At 71.9% G+C, this 14,025-nt stretch carries 14 protein-coding genes; 10 read left to right on the forward strand and 4 right to left on the reverse strand.

Annotated features, from left to right (window positions below):
• Nucleotides 1-4 precede the first annotated feature (4 nt).
• Both WAB15_RS36055 and WAB15_RS36060 read right to left on the reverse strand, forming a co-directional pair.
• Nucleotides 5-661, reverse strand: coding sequence for a hypothetical protein (locus WAB15_RS36055; RefSeq protein ID WP_407288873.1), 657 nt, complete (start codon nucleotides 659-661; stop codon nucleotides 5-7).
• Nucleotides 658-1,332, reverse strand: coding sequence for a TetR/AcrR family transcriptional regulator (locus tag WAB15_RS36060; RefSeq protein WP_407288874.1), 675 nt, complete (start codon nucleotides 1,330-1,332; stop codon nucleotides 658-660). The genes WAB15_RS36055 and WAB15_RS36060 overlap by 4 nt, the downstream gene beginning before the upstream one ends.
• Nucleotides 1,333-1,511: 179 nt before the next feature.
• Between WAB15_RS36060 and WAB15_RS36065 the strand changes: the two genes are divergently transcribed.
• From WAB15_RS36065 to WAB15_RS36100, 8 genes are all read left to right on the forward strand, one after another.
• Entirely contained in the window at nucleotides 1,512-1,766 is a 255-nt protein-coding gene (locus WAB15_RS36065) for a ferredoxin (RefSeq protein ID WP_399145547.1), read from the forward strand.
• Nucleotides 1,763-3,154, forward strand: coding sequence for an NAD(P)/FAD-dependent oxidoreductase (locus WAB15_RS36070; protein ID WP_407288875.1), 1,392 nt, complete (start codon nucleotides 1,763-1,765; stop codon nucleotides 3,152-3,154). Before WAB15_RS36065 ends, WAB15_RS36070 begins: the two co-directional genes overlap by 4 nt.
• A 20-nt stretch (nucleotides 3,155-3,174) precedes the next feature.
• The gene (locus WAB15_RS36075) at nucleotides 3,175-4,398 is read left to right on the forward strand and encodes a cytochrome P450 (protein ID WP_407288876.1); all 1,224 of its coding nucleotides are present in this window, start codon (nucleotides 3,175-3,177) and stop codon (nucleotides 4,396-4,398) included.
• A gap of 145 nt (nucleotides 4,399-4,543) precedes the next feature.
• Entirely contained in the window at nucleotides 4,544-6,058 is a 1,515-nt protein-coding gene (locus WAB15_RS36080; protein WP_407288877.1) for a transferase, read from the forward strand.
• 153 nt (nucleotides 6,059-6,211) lie between these two features.
• A complete protein-coding gene (locus WAB15_RS36085; protein WP_399145551.1) occupies nucleotides 6,212-6,901 on the forward strand; it encodes a DUF4328 domain-containing protein in 690 nt (229 codons plus the stop codon).
• 24 nt (nucleotides 6,902-6,925) lie between these two features.
• Nucleotides 6,926-8,014 (forward strand): RimK family alpha-L-glutamate ligase, encoded by a 1,089-nt coding sequence (locus tag WAB15_RS36090; RefSeq protein WP_407288878.1) that lies wholly within the window; start codon nucleotides 6,926-6,928, stop codon nucleotides 8,012-8,014.
• Nucleotides 8,015-8,404: 390 nt separating this feature from the next.
• Nucleotides 8,405-9,343 carry an alpha/beta hydrolase gene (locus tag WAB15_RS36095; protein WP_407288879.1) on the forward strand — a complete coding sequence of 313 codons (939 nt, stop codon included), beginning with the start codon at nucleotides 8,405-8,407 and terminating at the stop codon, nucleotides 9,341-9,343.
• A gap of 10 nt (nucleotides 9,344-9,353) precedes the next feature.
• Nucleotides 9,354-10,073 (forward strand): helix-turn-helix transcriptional regulator, encoded by a 720-nt coding sequence (locus WAB15_RS36100; protein ID WP_399145554.1) that lies wholly within the window; start codon nucleotides 9,354-9,356, stop codon nucleotides 10,071-10,073.
• 99 nt (nucleotides 10,074-10,172) lie between these two features.
• Here the strand turns inward: WAB15_RS36100 and WAB15_RS36105 are convergent, their stop codons facing one another.
• Entirely contained in the window at nucleotides 10,173-11,777 is a 1,605-nt protein-coding gene (locus WAB15_RS36105) for an FAD-binding oxidoreductase (RefSeq protein ID WP_407288880.1), read from the reverse strand.
• Between the two features lie 72 nt (nucleotides 11,778-11,849).
• Between WAB15_RS36105 and WAB15_RS36110 the strand changes: the two genes are divergently transcribed.
• Entirely contained in the window at nucleotides 11,850-12,488 is a 639-nt protein-coding gene (locus tag WAB15_RS36110; protein WP_399145556.1) for a TetR/AcrR family transcriptional regulator, read from the forward strand.
• Between the two features lie 214 nt (nucleotides 12,489-12,702).
• On the forward strand, nucleotides 12,703-13,113 hold the full coding sequence (locus WAB15_RS36115) for a hypothetical protein (RefSeq protein ID WP_399145557.1): 411 nt from the start codon (nucleotides 12,703-12,705) through the stop codon (nucleotides 13,111-13,113).
• Between the two features lie 137 nt (nucleotides 13,114-13,250).
• On the opposite strand, the gene WAB15_RS36120 is transcribed toward WAB15_RS36115, so the two are convergent.
• Complete coding sequence (locus WAB15_RS36120; protein ID WP_407288881.1) at nucleotides 13,251-13,994, reverse strand: methyltransferase domain-containing protein; 744 nt, start codon at nucleotides 13,992-13,994, stop codon at nucleotides 13,251-13,253.
• Nucleotides 13,995-14,025 lie beyond the last annotated feature (31 nt).

Genomic DNA, 14,025 nt, shown 5'->3' on the forward strand with positions numbered 1-14,025 from the left:
GGGGTCAGGCGGCCGTGCCGACCGGGCTCGGCTCCCGGGCGGTGTCGGTGGGCCGGGGGACCAGCAGCTGGGGGTGGATCTTGGGCCCCAGGGCGGCCACGCCGACGGCGATGGCGGCGGCGATCAGCAACTGGGCGTTGGCCATATACGGGTCGAGGAGCGTCTCCGTCAGCAACGCGGCAGCGATGAGGCTCAGCTTGCCGCAGATCAGCCGGGGCGCCGACAGCGTGGGGCGGGCCGAAGGGTGGGCGCCGGCGGCGCGTGCTCGCCGTGCGGCGCGGATCTGGAGCGGGACGGTCAGCACGACCAGCAGCAGCCGGATGCCGAGCGCCCTGGTGTCGACGGGGGTGTGCGGGTCCAGCAGGTGGCCGAGGAGGGCGCCGGCGACGAGGGCCGCGGCGACGATCAGGACCCGGGCGGTGATCAGCCGGGCGAGCGCCGGGCCGGGGCGCGCGGACTCGTGGAACGCGGTGGACAGGCGGCGGTTGGTCCGCAGCAGCAGGGGCGGGAGGAGCAGCAGGAGGAAGGTGGCGCGCACCGCGTGGGCCCAGGCGGGCTCGTTGCCCTCGCCGATCCACATGAGGGCCATGACCAGGCCGGCCACGGCATAGGCCCGGCGGATGTTCCGGGCGGGGGTCGGCTCGTGCCGGTCCGGGTTCATGACGCCGGCTCCTCGGGGGCGGGGCGGTCCCGGTCGGGGGCGGCGCCGATACCGGTGAACAACCAGCGCAGGGCCTGGCCGAAGAGCTCTTCGGGGACGCTGTCGGGGTCCACCCGCCGCAGCCGCACCAGGCCCTGGAACAGCGCCGCCACCACCGTGGCCACGGCATCGGCACCGACCTCGGAGGGGGCGCCCTGCTCCGTGAGCCAGGTGGCCACCAGGCCCTCCAGCTCCTGGCGCGGTGCGCGCAGCGCGCCGGCCATGGTGTCGAGGACGTGCGGGTTGCGCACCGCGTAGAGCCAGAACTCGGCCTGGAGCGGGGCGAAGTCGATGTCCTTGTCGGCGACGTGCACCAGCAGACGGCCCAGTTCGGCGGCGGCCTCCCCGGTGCCCGCCTCGTGCCGGTCCAGGGTCTGGGCCGCCTCGGCGACGCGGCCCAGACCGCGTTCGGCCATCAGCTCCAGGAAGAGCGCCTCCTTGCCGTTGAAGTTCGAGTACAGCGCGCCGATGGAGAAGCCCGCGGTCTCGGCGATCTCCTCCACCGAGGCCCCGGTGAAGCCCTTGCGGGCGAAGACCCGCGCCGCCGCGTCCAGCAGCAGCCGCCGGGTGCGGGCCTTGGCCTCCGCGCGGGTCAGTCGCTGCCGTACCGGTTCGTCACTCTCACTGCTCATGTTGTCGATGCTATTTGGATAGCAATCGCTATGTCAACGCTCGGATAGCATGTACAGTCCGAATAGTGGTCGCTATCTGAATAGCATCCGCGATCGGATCCGGCGAGCCGCCCGAAGGCCGCGACTGACGGCCTCAAGAGCCACCGGAACCCCCTCTGAACTGGGAGGAGAGCGAAGAAATGACCCCCGATTCCCCGCCGGACACCCCTCGGCTTGTGGTGGACCTCAACCGCTGCCAGAGCTATGGGCAGTGCGTCTACGCCGCGCCGACCGTCTTCCGGTTCCACGGCGAGGAGGCGCTGGAGTACGACTACGCGCCCGACCCGAGCACGCGCAGCGAGGTCGCCCGGGCCGCCGCGGCGTGCCCCGTACAGGCCATCACCCTGGGCAGGGCCACCGAGCCCGTGCCCCCGACCCCGGAGCGTGCGCGATGAACGCCCCCGAACGCATCGTGGTGGTCGGCGCCTCCCTGGCCGGGCTGCGCGCCGCCGAGGCGCTCCGCGACGAGGGCTTCACCGGCGAGCTCACGCTCATCGGTGACGAGCCGCACCCGCCCTACGACCGTCCGCCGCTGTCGAAGGCGGTCCTGTCCGGCTGGCTGCCCACCGACCGCACCCTGCTTCCCCGGGTGCGCGACATCGCCGCCCGCTGGCTGCTCGGCACCCCCGCAACCGGCCTTGACCTGCGCGAACGCCGAGTGATGCTGGCCGATGGGCGACAGGTCGACTACGACCGACTGCTGATCGCCACCGGCACCCGGGCCCGTCCCTGGCCCGAGCGGCAGGGCGGCACCCTGCACGGGGTCCACACGCTGCGCACCCGTGACGACGCCGACCGGCTGCGCGCGGCGCTGGCCGCGGGGCCGGAGCGGGTGCTGGTCGTCGGCGCCGGATTCACCGGTGGCGAGGTCGCCTCGTCCTGCCGCGACCTGGGGCTCGACGTGACCGTGACCCAGCGCAGCAAAACCCCCTTGGCGAGCGCACTGGGCGGTGTCGTCGGCGCCGCCGCGGCCCGCTGGTACCGCGACGCCGGAGTGGACCTGCGACTGCACACCACCGTCCACGCGCTCGAAGGCGACGCTCACGGGCGGCTGCGGCGGGCGGTCCTCTCCGACGGCACCGTGGTGCCGGCCGAGGTGGCCGTGGTCGCCGCCGGTGCCCTCGCCAACACCGAGTGGCTGGCCGGCTCCGGCCTGGCCGCCGACGCCCGCGGGGTGGTCTGCGACGAGGCCTGCCGGGCGCTGACCGACGACGGGACGCCGATGCCGGACGTCTTCGTCGCCGGCGACGTCGCCCGCTGGCCGCACCCGCTCCACCCCGGGCAGCTCCTGCGCCTGGACCACTGGGACAACGCCGTCGCCCAGGCACGTACCGCCGCGCACAACATGACCCACGAGCCGGGCGACCACCGCAGCCACCAGCCCCTGCCGGCGTTCTGGTCCAACCAGTTCCAGGTCAACCTCAAGTGCGTGGGGCTGCCCGCCGTCGCCGACCAGGTCGTCGTCACCCAGGGCGCGCTCGACCAACGGCGCTTCGTGGCCGCCTACGGCCGACGGGGCCGCCTGGTCGCCGCCGTCGCGGTGGACAGCCCCCGCGTGCTGGACGGCTACGCCGCCCTCATCGAGGCCCGCGCCCCCTTCCCCCCGGCCCTCAACGCCACCGACGGCCCGGACTGCCTCCGGCCGGTCGACGCGCAATTCCCGCGCTCCACCGCCGCCCCGCAACCCACCGCGGTCCCGCAACCCGCCGCCTCCGCACCAGGGCAGCCGCCCACCCCGCCGACCCCGCCGACCAGTCCGTCCGTCCTGGCCGGACACCAGTGAAGAGTGAGGGGAGACCCACCATGACCACAGCAACCACCACGCAGCACTCGGCCTCGGTCCTGTTCGCCCAGGCCCTCCGGTACGAGAACCGCGCCGACCCCTACCCCTGCTACGAACAGCTCCGCAGCCGGCCGGTGGTGTGCATGGAGGACGGCACCTGGCTGGTCAGCGGCCACCGCGAGATCAGCCTGCTGCTCCGGGACCCGCGCATCAGCGCCGACCGCCGCAACCCGCAACAGCAGCAGATCCGCAAGAGCCTGCTGGTCGAGGACCCGCCCCGGCACGACCAGCTCCGCCGCCTGGTCACCGAGGAGTTCGTCCCGCGCGTCACCCGCATGCGCGACCACATCGACGCACTCGTCACCGGGCTTCTCGACGCGCACATGAGCGAGCAGCCAGGACAGCTCGACGTCGTCGGCGACCTGGCCTACCCCCTGCCCGTCACCGTCATCTGCGAACTGCTCGGCGTGCCCCGCGAGGACGAACGCCTCTTCGGCAGCCTGGCCCGCCGTCTCACCCGCGGGCTGGACCCCGTCGACACCCAGACCGAGGAAGAGCTCCGCGAACTCCAGCAGGCGCGCGGCGAGTTGATCGAGTACCTCGAAGGACTCATCGCACGCCACGACGCCACCGACGGCGACGACCTGCTCTCCGGCCTGATGCGCGCCCAGGGACCCGACGGCCCCATGGACCCGGTGGACCTCCGCGTCACGCTCGGCCTGCTCCTCATCGCCGGCCACGAGACCACCGTCAACCTCATCGCCAACGGCACCCTCGCACTCCTGCGCCACCCCGACGCGCTCGCCCGGCTGCGCACCGACCCCGAGCTCGCCACCCCGCTCGTGGAGGAGGTACTGCGCTACGACCCGCCGGTGCAGATGTCCGGACGCAGCACCCTGGCCGACATCGACCTCGCCGGCACCACCATCCCCAAGGGCGCACGCGTCCGACTGCTCCTCGCCGCGGCCAACCGCGACCCCCACCGCTTCCCCGACCCGGACCGCTTCGTACCCGACCGACCCGACAACGCCCACCTCGGCTTCGGGGGCGGCATCCACTACTGCATCGGCGCCACCCTCGCCCGCGCCGAAGCCCAGATGGCCCTGACCGCTCTCGCCCGCCGCCTGGAATCCCCCCGCCTGCTCGCCGACCCCCCGCCCTACCGAGAGAACGCCATCCTCCGCGGCCCGGAACGCCTTGCGGTCTCGTTCGATCGGCTGGTGCCCGATTCGCGCTTGACCTGACCACGTTCCGCGGCGGGGTACGGCCGGGCAAGGCGGGAGAGGGAGAGGCTCGCGAAACCGCCCACAGCCGGCAGGCCGAAGTGGTACTACGGGACGCGGTTTGTCGCCGGGCGGCGGTGCTCCGTCGAGGTAGGGGGTGGGGGAGGTGACCTCGCGCTTACGGGCGTTCGCACGGCTGGTCACGGTGGTGGCGGTCGTCACGGTGTATGTCGCGCTGCACTTGGCGATCACCGCGGGCATGGACCTGCGCGCCCGCGACCGCTTCCGTGATGCCCCGGCGCGGGCCGCGGCGTTCACTGCCGCCCTGGACCGCTACGCCGACGGGGAGGTGTCCGCACGCAATGAGGTCGGTGATGGCGCCGCGTGGTTCGCTGACCACGCGCCGCCGGGGGAGAGCCGGTCGGCGGTCTCCGCTGCCACCGGCGACGCCCGGCAGGGCAGGGTCTCCCTCGCCCGTGAGCGGGTCGCCGGGCTGGCGGCGCAGGTCGAGCAGGAGCAGGCGGGGCTCGACCGGGACGTCAACTCGTCGAGTACGACAGTGCTGTGCTGGGCGGTGCCCGCCGGGGTGCTGCTCGTGCCGGTGCTGTGGCTGCGACGTCGCCGCCGGTCGGGCGTCGCGGAGATCGTCGAGGTGGTCGGCCAGTTGGCCCCGCGTCAGCCGTGGTGGCGACGGCCGGTGTTCCTGATGGCCGGCAGCGTCGGATACGGGCTGTTCACGGCTGGTTTCCTCGCGGTCAGCATGGCTCAGCAACAAGGCTTCAAGATGCAGTTGGCGATGCAAGTGCTCCTTCTGCCTTGCGGGTTGGCCGCGCTGGGGGCCGGAGTCCTGATCCTGCGCTACACCCGCCCGCGCTCGGCACGCGGTGCGGCCCAGGCACTGCTGGCCGACGGCCGCAAGCCCGTGCTCTACCTGCGCGGCTTCGCCGACGACGACACCGCGGCCCGGGTCGACGACCAGGCGACGGTCACCCTTCATTCGCGGGAGGAGCAGCTCGCGGGGGCGTTGGGCGCCTTCGGCCCCGTGATCGCGGTGGGCAGACCAGGGGAGCCACTGCCGCGCTTGGGCGCGGCGCGCTTCTATCTGCCGCACGATGACTGGCAGCCCGCGGTCCTGCGGATGATGGAGCTGTCCCAACTCATCGTGCTGCGACTGGGGTTGAGCGAGGGACTGTGGTGGGAGGTGGAGCAGGCGCGCGCAACCCAGCCCGCGCGGAAGCTGGTCCTGCTGGCGCTGGACGGGCTGTCGGGCGTGGCCCAACGCCTGGACGAACTCCTGCCGGCGCCGATCCGGCTGGACGAGGTGACTGTGGGCGATCCCTCGGCCTCCGCCGTCATCACCTTCGACTCCCAGTGGGCGCCCCATGTGCACCCGGTAGGACCCGTGCCCGGCGCCAAGACCTCGCGAGGCATGCTCGCGCGCCAAGTGGCCCGCGCCAAAGAAGCCGCTCGGGCGTGGTTGATCACGTTTACGCCCACCCACCACGTGGCCCGCGCCATGAAGGCCGCCCTGGCCTCGGTGGGGGTCCGTAGACGGACGATGGCCTGGCGGGCGCATTTCGCCACACAGACGTCGTTGTGGAAGGGCATCCAACTGGTAACGGCAATGGGCCTGTTGGGGTGGCTGGTGGTCCGGACGCTGCAGCTTTTCGGCCTCGGGTAGCACCGCGTTGTGGCTGGATTCGAGCCGGCCCGCGGCGTCGGTGTGAAAGTCCGGCAAGACTTCCCGGCAATCGGGGGACATGTCAGGGTCGCGCGCCGTAGCATCCCGACCCCAAAGAGTTCTCAGTGGTTTCGTGCGTGCTTCGGGGGAATCATGGACGGTGCACAGCAGGGCGAGCCGGCCGGCGCGAGTTCCGTCGGCGCGCAGCCGTACAGGCCGGTGACGGGCGCAGCCACCGCCGCGACATTACTGATCTCGTTAGAGCTCGTGCGTGAGGTACTGGTGTCGGTGTCCAGCTGGCGCAACTACCTCGTCGTCCACGACTACCTGGCGGGGAGGGTGACGGACGCGGACCTCCTCGCCGTCGACTCCGACGCCCTCGCGACGCTCGTGTCCTGGCCGTCGTTGCTGGTGTGGATCGCGGGCGGCGTGGCGTTCCTGATATGGCTGTGGCGGGCGCGGATCAACGCCGAGCTGATGGGCGGAGCCGCCGCGCACCGCCGGTCCAGGGCTCTGGTGGTCGGCGCCTGGATCGCCCCGGTGGTCAACCTGTGGTACCCGTACCAGATCGTGTCGGACATCTGGAAGGCCAGCGCCTCCCGGCGACCCGTCCCCCTCGCCCTGATCAACGCCTGGTGGGCGTCGTTCGTGGCCGCCTCTCTCGTCAAGCCGATCCAGTGGCGAATGTCCGCAGAACAGGCCACCGAGCAGGACGTGCTGGCCACCGCGAACGTGACCACCCTGCTCGCGGCGCTCTACCTGGTGGCCGGCGTGCTGGTGATCCTCATCCTCAGGCGTATCACCACCTGGCAGACCGACGGGCTCGCCCAGAACGCGGTGTGAGGGAAGCGGGGTCGCCTGGCCACCGTGGTCGCCTCGGCCGTGGTCCGCTTTCGCGGCTCGATCCATGCGAGCGGGGCTGTCCGTAATCGCGCTATCGCCTTCCGTAGTGACACTGGCAGGATCGGGCTTCGCGGCGCGGGTGCCGCGGAGCGCGACCCAGTGGGCGAGGGGGAGCAGGCCGATATGGGCACACGCGAGGTTGTGTTGATGACCGATCACTGCTCGATGGAGGGCAGTCGTTCCGCTCTGGCCGCCGCCGTCGAGTTGCTCACCGGACGGCCGCCTGTACTGATCGATGCGCGGCACTTCATGGCCGGTGGGACCGGGCGGACGCAGATCGCCGACGTGGGCGTCCGGTTGGAGGTGCCGGCCGAGGGCCTGATGGTGACACCTTCGGCCGTACTCATCTACGAGATCCAGCCTCCCGAGCGCCGGGGCTTCGCCCCGTTCCAGCGACTGCTGAGCCGGCACGGGGTGGCCTCACTCGGAACGGACGCCGGTGCGTGGCGGGTGGCCACCGAAAAGAACCTCACGGTGGAACGGTTCACCCGGCACGGTATCCCGCAGATGGAGTCCATCACCCTGTCCCGGCCCAGCTCGCAGAGAGCCGCCGCGGCATTCGAGAGACTGGGCCGGAACGTCTGGGCTCGGCCGGTGCTGGGTACGTGCGGAAATGACGTCTTCCACATCACCACCGATGAGCAACTGCGTGCCGCGATCGACTATTACGCCCGTTCCGAGCAGGACTGGTTGATCTCCCGGGATGCCGAAAACTTCAACTCCGACGGGCTGCGCCATCAATTCCGTGTGACCGTGCTGGACGGACGCCCCGTGCAGGCGTGCGAACATGTCCAGGAGGATCCGGATTCCCCCTGCAATGAGTCCCAGGGAGCGGGCTGCACCCCCATGCCGACCGATGAACTGCCCGCGGAACTCTGCGAACTGGCCGTCTTGGCCACCAAGGCCATGGGGCTGCCCTTCGCCGGCGTCGACCTCGCCGTGGAGAACGGCGGCGTGGTGTTCGAAGTCAACGTGCATCCGATGCTCGGCTCGGCGCACCCCGCGGAGTCGGTTGCGGTCCCCTACGTGGAAGCGCACCTGGCCATGCTGTGATCAGGGCACCCATGACACGGCTCCTGGCCTCGTGACGTGAGTACTTCTACGGATGACCTGCCACCACCGTGACCAGCAGGATGGATCCGTGACGGAACACGAGAGTGATCCCCGAGCCGCCATACGACCCACCCGCGACCATCGGGCCGTGGAAAGCGCGATGAAGGCCGTACTCGTCGTGGCGGCCGTAGCGGGAGCGTTCCTGTTGCTCTACATGGCGCCCTTCTTCATCAGCGTCTTCGCCGTGGCCCGTTGACCACGTCGGCCCCCTGGCCGCATGCGCCGGTCATGGGCTGAACGGAGATGTCGGGTGGCGCGGCGGGGGAGTGACACAGGTCACCGGGAAACGGTGACAGGGTGTTGTCGCGGACGGCTGCGAGTGTCGGCGGCATGACGATTACCGATGAGGACTGCCTCGCCGAGACCCTGGCATTCAACGAGCAATTCGAGGCCACTGCCGCGAGCCGTCCGACGCGTGGGGCGGCGCCGGACGCAAATGTGCTGGCGCTCCTGCGGCGCAACCGGCTCGGTGGTCAGACGCCACCGGTGAGGTTGCCGCAGGGCCAGGACCGCGTCGTTGCGGGCGGGGTGAGAGTCCGGGCGTTCGTGCCGGACCATGTCGACGGCGTGTACCTGCACATGCACGGGGGTGGCTGGGCGTTCGGCTCCGCGGGCGGGCAGGACGAGAAGCTGTGGCGGCTTGCCGTGGAGGCGCGGCTGGCCGTGGTGAGCGTGGAGTACCGCCTGGCGCCGGAGCACCCGTTCCCGGCCGGGCCCGACGACTGTGAAGCGGTCGCGCGATGGCTGGTGGCCAACGCCGCAGCCGAGTTCGGTACCCAACGGCTGCTGATCGGCGGGGAATCGGCCGGCGCCCACCTGAGTGTCGTGACGCTGCTGCGCCTTCGCGACCGGCACGGCATCACCGGCGCTTTCCGGGCGGCCCACCTGCTCTTCGGCCTGTACGACCTGTCGATGACACCGAGCCAGCGGTCGTTCGGCTCCAGGCGGCTGCTGAGCAACACCGACACACTGCGGGGCGGCTATGAGCTGTTCACGCCCGGGATGGGGGCGGAGCAGCGCCGCGATGCGGAGGTCTCGCCGCTCTTCGCCGACCTGGCCGGCCTGCCGCCCGCCCGGATCGTCGTCGGCACCGAGGATCCGCTCCTGGACGACTCACTGTTCCTGGCCGGGCGGTGGCAGGCGGCGGGTGCGCCCGTGCAACTCGGCGTCGTCGCCGGCGCGATGCACGGCTTCACGCTGTTCCCGCTGACCATCACCGAGCGGGAACAAGAGCGTGAGCGGGAGTTCCTGGCCGGCGCGGGACGGTAGCGTCGGCCCGATGAACCGCACTTCTCGGCTCTATGCGCTGGTCGAAGAGCTGCGCGCGTCGGCGCCGCGGCCGCTCACGGTCGCGGCGCTCGCCGCGCGTTTCGAGGTCAGCACGCGCACGGCGCAGCGCGACCTCCAGGCGCTGATGGAGTCCGGTGTCCCGGTGCGCGCCATACCCGGGCGAGGCGGGGGCTGGACGATCGACCCGGCGATGACTCTGCCGCCGATCCACTTCACAGCCGAGGAAGCCTCGGCATTGGCCGCCGCACTGGCCGCGGCCGACGCCTCCGCCCCCTACGCCGGTGCGGCCCGTACGGCGTACCAGAAGATCGCGGCCTCGATGACCGGCCCCGCCGCGGCGGCGTCCCGGGATCTGGCCGCACGGATCGTCGCGCTGCCGGCGCGGACCGACACCGCGGTCCGCGCCGCAGTGGAACAGGCTCTCACCGACAATATGGCGCTGCGGCTGTCCTACGTCGACGCGGCAGGGCGCGAAAGCGACCGGGTAGTGGAACCGGCCGGACTGCTCACCGCCGACGGCCGGTGGTACCTCATCGCCTGGTGCCGCACACGGCGGGCCGGTCGAGGCTTCCGGCTGGACCGGATCGCCGCAGCGGCTCCCATCGGCGAGCAGGCGCAACCCCATGACCTGGCCGAACTGCTGCTCGGCTCGGCCGCCGCCGATGCGGTGCAGCCCACCGCACTGGCCTCACTCACACCCCCGCCATGAGGATCCGAAGGGCGACTCCATGGCAGCATGCCGTGTCGTGGCAGACGACAGCACCAGGCGGCTGACACCCGCCCTCGCCGGTTTGCCGCCGTTGTCCTGCTAGTCGATCAGGACGCCCGGGTTGAGGATGCGGTGGGGATCCAGGGCGTCCTTGGCGGCGCGTAGTGCCAGGGTGAAGGGCTCCGGGCGTTGGAGGTCGTAGGCGGGGCGGTGGTCGCGGCCGACGGCGTGGTGGTGGGTGATGGTGGCGCGGTGGCGGTGCAGGACGTCGTTGGCGGTGGCCTTGATGTCGTCCCAGATCTCGACCTCGTCGCCGGGGCGGCCGGCGACGGCCACGGTGAAGTAGGGGGCGGCGCCGTCGGGGTAGACGTGGGTCAGGCGGCAGTTGATGGTGGCCGGGTGTCCGGTGGCCTTCAGGGCGGCGGCGCCGACCTCGGTGCGGACGGCGTCGATCAGGGCGGGGATCGTGTCCCAGGTGGCGGCGGTCTCGAAGGTCTCGACGACGGCGCCCATGCGGGCCAGGCCGTCGCGTAGGTAGGGCATCCGCAGGAACGTCGAACGCCAGGCGTTCACGGCCGCGTCGGACGGGGCGTCGCGGTCCGCCGTCGATGCCGCGCAGTGGCCGCCGTGGGCGCGGACCACGTCAAGGGCGCTCGCGAGGCGGGCGTCGACGGGGGTGGTGGCGGATTCGAAGCCCAGGACGAGAACGGCGGAGCCGTCGTGCGAGGCGCCGGACAGCAGTGCCTCGCCGGAGTCGAGCAGGCGGCAGTTGGCCGGGGCGAGGTCGGACTGGGCGAGGGCACGCACCGCGTCCAGCGCCTGGTCGAAGTCGGCGAAGGCCACGGACGTCGAGGCCTTGTAGCGCGGGCGTTCCTGCAGGCGCATCCACGCCTCGGTGATGACGCCGAGCGCGCCCTCGGAACCGAGGAACAGGCGGTCGGGTGACGGTCCGGCGCCGGATGCGGGCAGGCGCCAGGATGCGCCGGCTCCGGCGGGCGTGACCACATGCAGGGACTGCACGAAGTCGTCGATGTGGGTGCGGCCGGTGGCATAGTGGCCGCCGGCCCGGGTGGCCAACCAGCCGCCAAGGGTGGAGAACTCGAAGCTCTGCGGGAAGTGGCGCAGGGTGAGGCCGTGGGGCCGCAGCTGCTCTTCCAGTACGGGGCCGAGCGCGCCGGCCTGGATACGGGCCGAGCGGCTGGCCGTGTCGATCTCCAGGACCCGGTCCATCGAGGTCAGATCGAGCGACATCACGGCGCGGTGTGCGTCGCCGCGGTACTCCACGCCGCCGACCACCGAGGAGCCGCCGCCGAAGGGGATGACGGCCACGCCGTGCCCGCCGGCCCAGTCCAGCAGGTCGGCCACCTCCTGGTCGTCGGTCGGTCGGGCGACCAGGTCGGGGATCCGGCCGGGCCGGCCGCGCAGGGCCCGGATGACGTCGCGGTAGGCCTTGCCCATGGCGTGGGCGGCGCGCGCCTCGTGATCGACGGTGACCAGGTGCGCCAGTGCGGGCGGGGGTGTCGCGCCGGGGCGGGCGAGGGGCAGGTCGGCGACCCGGGGTATCGGTAGCGGGCGAGCCAGGGTGCCCGGCAGCAGGGCGCCCATGGCGGTGCATTCGGCGTCGTCGGGGTGGGCGTCGGCGTGGCCCCAGCCCCACCAGGAACGGGTGCGGGCGGTGCCGGGGTGGGACGGGGTGGCAGGCATGAGTGTGCTCCCAGCGAGGTCCGGGCAGGCAATTTACCCAACGGAAAATTACCCTAGGGTAATATCGAGGCCATGACAACGCTCCCCAACCGGGCCGGCACCAAGGGCGTGCCCAGGGCCGTGCGCGAACGACAGGTGCTGGCCGCGGCCACCGAGGAGTTCGGCAGCCAGGGCTACGAGGCCACCACCGTGGCCACCATCGCCGCTCGCGTGGGCGTCACCAAGCCGCTGCTGCACAACTATTTCGGCAGCAAGCAGGACCTCTACCTCGCCTGCCTGAACCCGGTCGGCGACCGCCTGCTGGACGCCATCCGCGCCGCGATGGCCGACCATGCCTCCGGCGCGCCGCCCACCTCCCTGCGCGTGCTGCACGCCCTGTTCACCGCCCTGGACGGGCAGCGCGAGGCCTGGTTCGTCCTCTACGACGCCACGCTGCCGCCCGACAGTGACGCCGCCCGCCGCGCGGCGTACTACCGCGGCGCCATCGACGACCTCGCCGCGATCGGGACCGCCGACCTCCTCCACGCCGCCGGATCCAGCGACCCGCTCGACGCCGACGCCCTCAAATACGCCTGGCGCGGCCTGTGCACCGCCCTGGTCCGCTGGTGGGTCAACCACCCCGACCAGTCACCCGAAGCCATGACACAACGCTGCGCACGACTCTTCGCGGCCGGCCGCACCCTTCTCGCCACCGACGACGACAGCGCGTGAGCAGGACGGTTCCTCTTCGCCCGCGCGGAGAGGTCCGTCCTGCCACCGTCAGGGCGCCGGCGCGAACCTCCTGTGTACGACCTGCCGCTCGAAGCTCGAAGACCCCGAGAAGAATGCACCGCAACCCCATACGCAACGGCTGGCTCTACCGCAACGGGCCGCGCCCCGGCGTAATCCGCTGGCCGCGCGATGGCGGCGTCCCTACGGTGGCCCCATGACCGGACTTCCCGTTCCCGTGCCCGGCGTGAGCGTCTGCGTGCAGATGAACCGCGGGTGCTGCGGGCCGTTCGCGCACTTCGTCGCGGACTTCGAACCTCCGGGCGGCGAAGGCGAACTGGAACTGTTCAGCGCCGTGTCCGAGCGGCGGCTGCCCGCCGAATTCCTCCCTGCGATCCGGGAGGGCTTGGCGCAGGGGCTCGGTGAGGTGTCGGCCGCGGTACTGCTCACGGACGGCTACTTCCACGAGACGGACTCCTGGGCGAGCGCCTACCGGATCGGTGCGGAGCAGGCGGGCCGGGCCGCGCTCATCGGCGCGGGCCTGCTGCCGGAGAAGGAAGCCGAGGCGCTGCGCTGGGTGCGCTGGCCCGGCCGCCCGAGGCCCCGGCGCCCCAAGCCCGCACGCTGACCTCCGCGTCGTGGCACCGCCGCGGCCTCATCGTGGGCCCCGGAGCGGCCCGGATCAACGACCGGCGGCCCGGCTCCCGTTCTGGCTCATTCCCAAGGGGGGTCGGGCCGCGGGCCACCGGAATGTCCGGTCGGTCGTCAGGCGCGGCAGCGCAGCATCTCCAGTGGGGGGTTGGCGCGGAAGTCCGCCCAGTAGTCCGCGCCGAACTCGCGCACGCCGGCGTCGGACACCTCCATCTGGACCCAGGTCAGCTCGCTGAACCCGGCCGTACGCAGACACGCTTCGCGGACCTCGCGGCGCGGCAGTGTGGAGACGAAACTGACCGGGTGGCCGTCGAGCAGCGCCGTGGTCCGGACGCGCGGTCCTGTCTCGGCCTCCTCGCCCGCCAGTTCGCTGCGGAAGCCGTACTTCTCCGGGGACGGCCCGTCGAACCGGAAGTCGGGCGACTGGTTGACCATGAAGAACTCCGCGCCGGGCGTCAGGCTCCGGTGCACATGGCGGCACATCCGCTCCATGGTGGCCACGTCCTCCGCGTAGTTGAGCAGCTGGACCCCCACGGCCACATCGAAGCGCTGGTCGAGGGGCCGCAGTTCGGACGCATCACCCACCTCGTAGCGCACACCCAGCGGCTCGCGCTCCTCCAACCCCTGGGCCACGGCGATCATTTCGCCGGAGATGTCGACTCCGAGCACCTCCGCGGCGCCGCGCCGCTTGAACTCCCTGCTGTAGAAGCCGGTGCCGGAGGCCAGGTCGAGCACCGACTTGCCACGCACGTCCCCGACCATGGCCAGGAAGCTGGGCACCGCCGCGTACCGCTCCAGCGGCAGGGACTTGAAGCCCTCGTACGCCTCGCCGATCTCGTCATACTGCTGCACACTCATCGTGCTGTCCTCCCGTGTTCGGTCATGCCGT

Source organism: Streptomyces sirii (assembly GCF_045690365.1).
In the GTDB taxonomy this organism is placed as follows: domain Bacteria; phylum Actinomycetota; class Actinomycetes; order Streptomycetales; family Streptomycetaceae; genus Streptomyces; species Streptomyces sirii.

Coding starts and splice junctions, on each gene's coding strand:
- WAB15_RS36115 (WP_399145557.1), top strand. CDS start 12,703: ATGACCGGACTTCCCGTTCCCGTGCCCGGCGTGAGCGTCTGCGTGCAG.
- WAB15_RS36065 (WP_399145547.1), top strand. CDS start 1,512: ATGACCCCCGATTCCCCGCCGGACACCCCTCGGCTTGTGGTGGACCTC.
- WAB15_RS36110 (WP_399145556.1), top strand. CDS start 11,850: ATGACAACGCTCCCCAACCGGGCCGGCACCAAGGGCGTGCCCAGGGCC.
- WAB15_RS36105 (WP_407288880.1), bottom strand. CDS start 11,777: ATGCCTGCCACCCCGTCCCACCCCGGCACCGCCCGCACCCGTTCCTGG.
- WAB15_RS36100 (WP_399145554.1), top strand. CDS start 9,354: ATGAACCGCACTTCTCGGCTCTATGCGCTGGTCGAAGAGCTGCGCGCG.
- WAB15_RS36055 (WP_407288873.1), bottom strand. CDS start 661: ATGAACCCGGACCGGCACGAGCCGACCCCCGCCCGGAACATCCGCCGG.
- WAB15_RS36075 (WP_407288876.1), top strand. CDS start 3,175: ATGACCACAGCAACCACCACGCAGCACTCGGCCTCGGTCCTGTTCGCC.
- WAB15_RS36085 (WP_399145551.1), top strand. CDS start 6,212: ATGGACGGTGCACAGCAGGGCGAGCCGGCCGGCGCGAGTTCCGTCGGC.
- WAB15_RS36070 (WP_407288875.1), top strand. CDS start 1,763: ATGAACGCCCCCGAACGCATCGTGGTGGTCGGCGCCTCCCTGGCCGGG.
- WAB15_RS36060 (WP_407288874.1), bottom strand. CDS start 1,332: ATGAGCAGTGAGAGTGACGAACCGGTACGGCAGCGACTGACCCGCGCG.
- WAB15_RS36120 (WP_407288881.1), bottom strand. CDS start 13,994: ATGAGTGTGCAGCAGTATGACGAGATCGGCGAGGCGTACGAGGGCTTC.
- WAB15_RS36095 (WP_407288879.1), top strand. CDS start 8,405: ATGACGATTACCGATGAGGACTGCCTCGCCGAGACCCTGGCATTCAAC.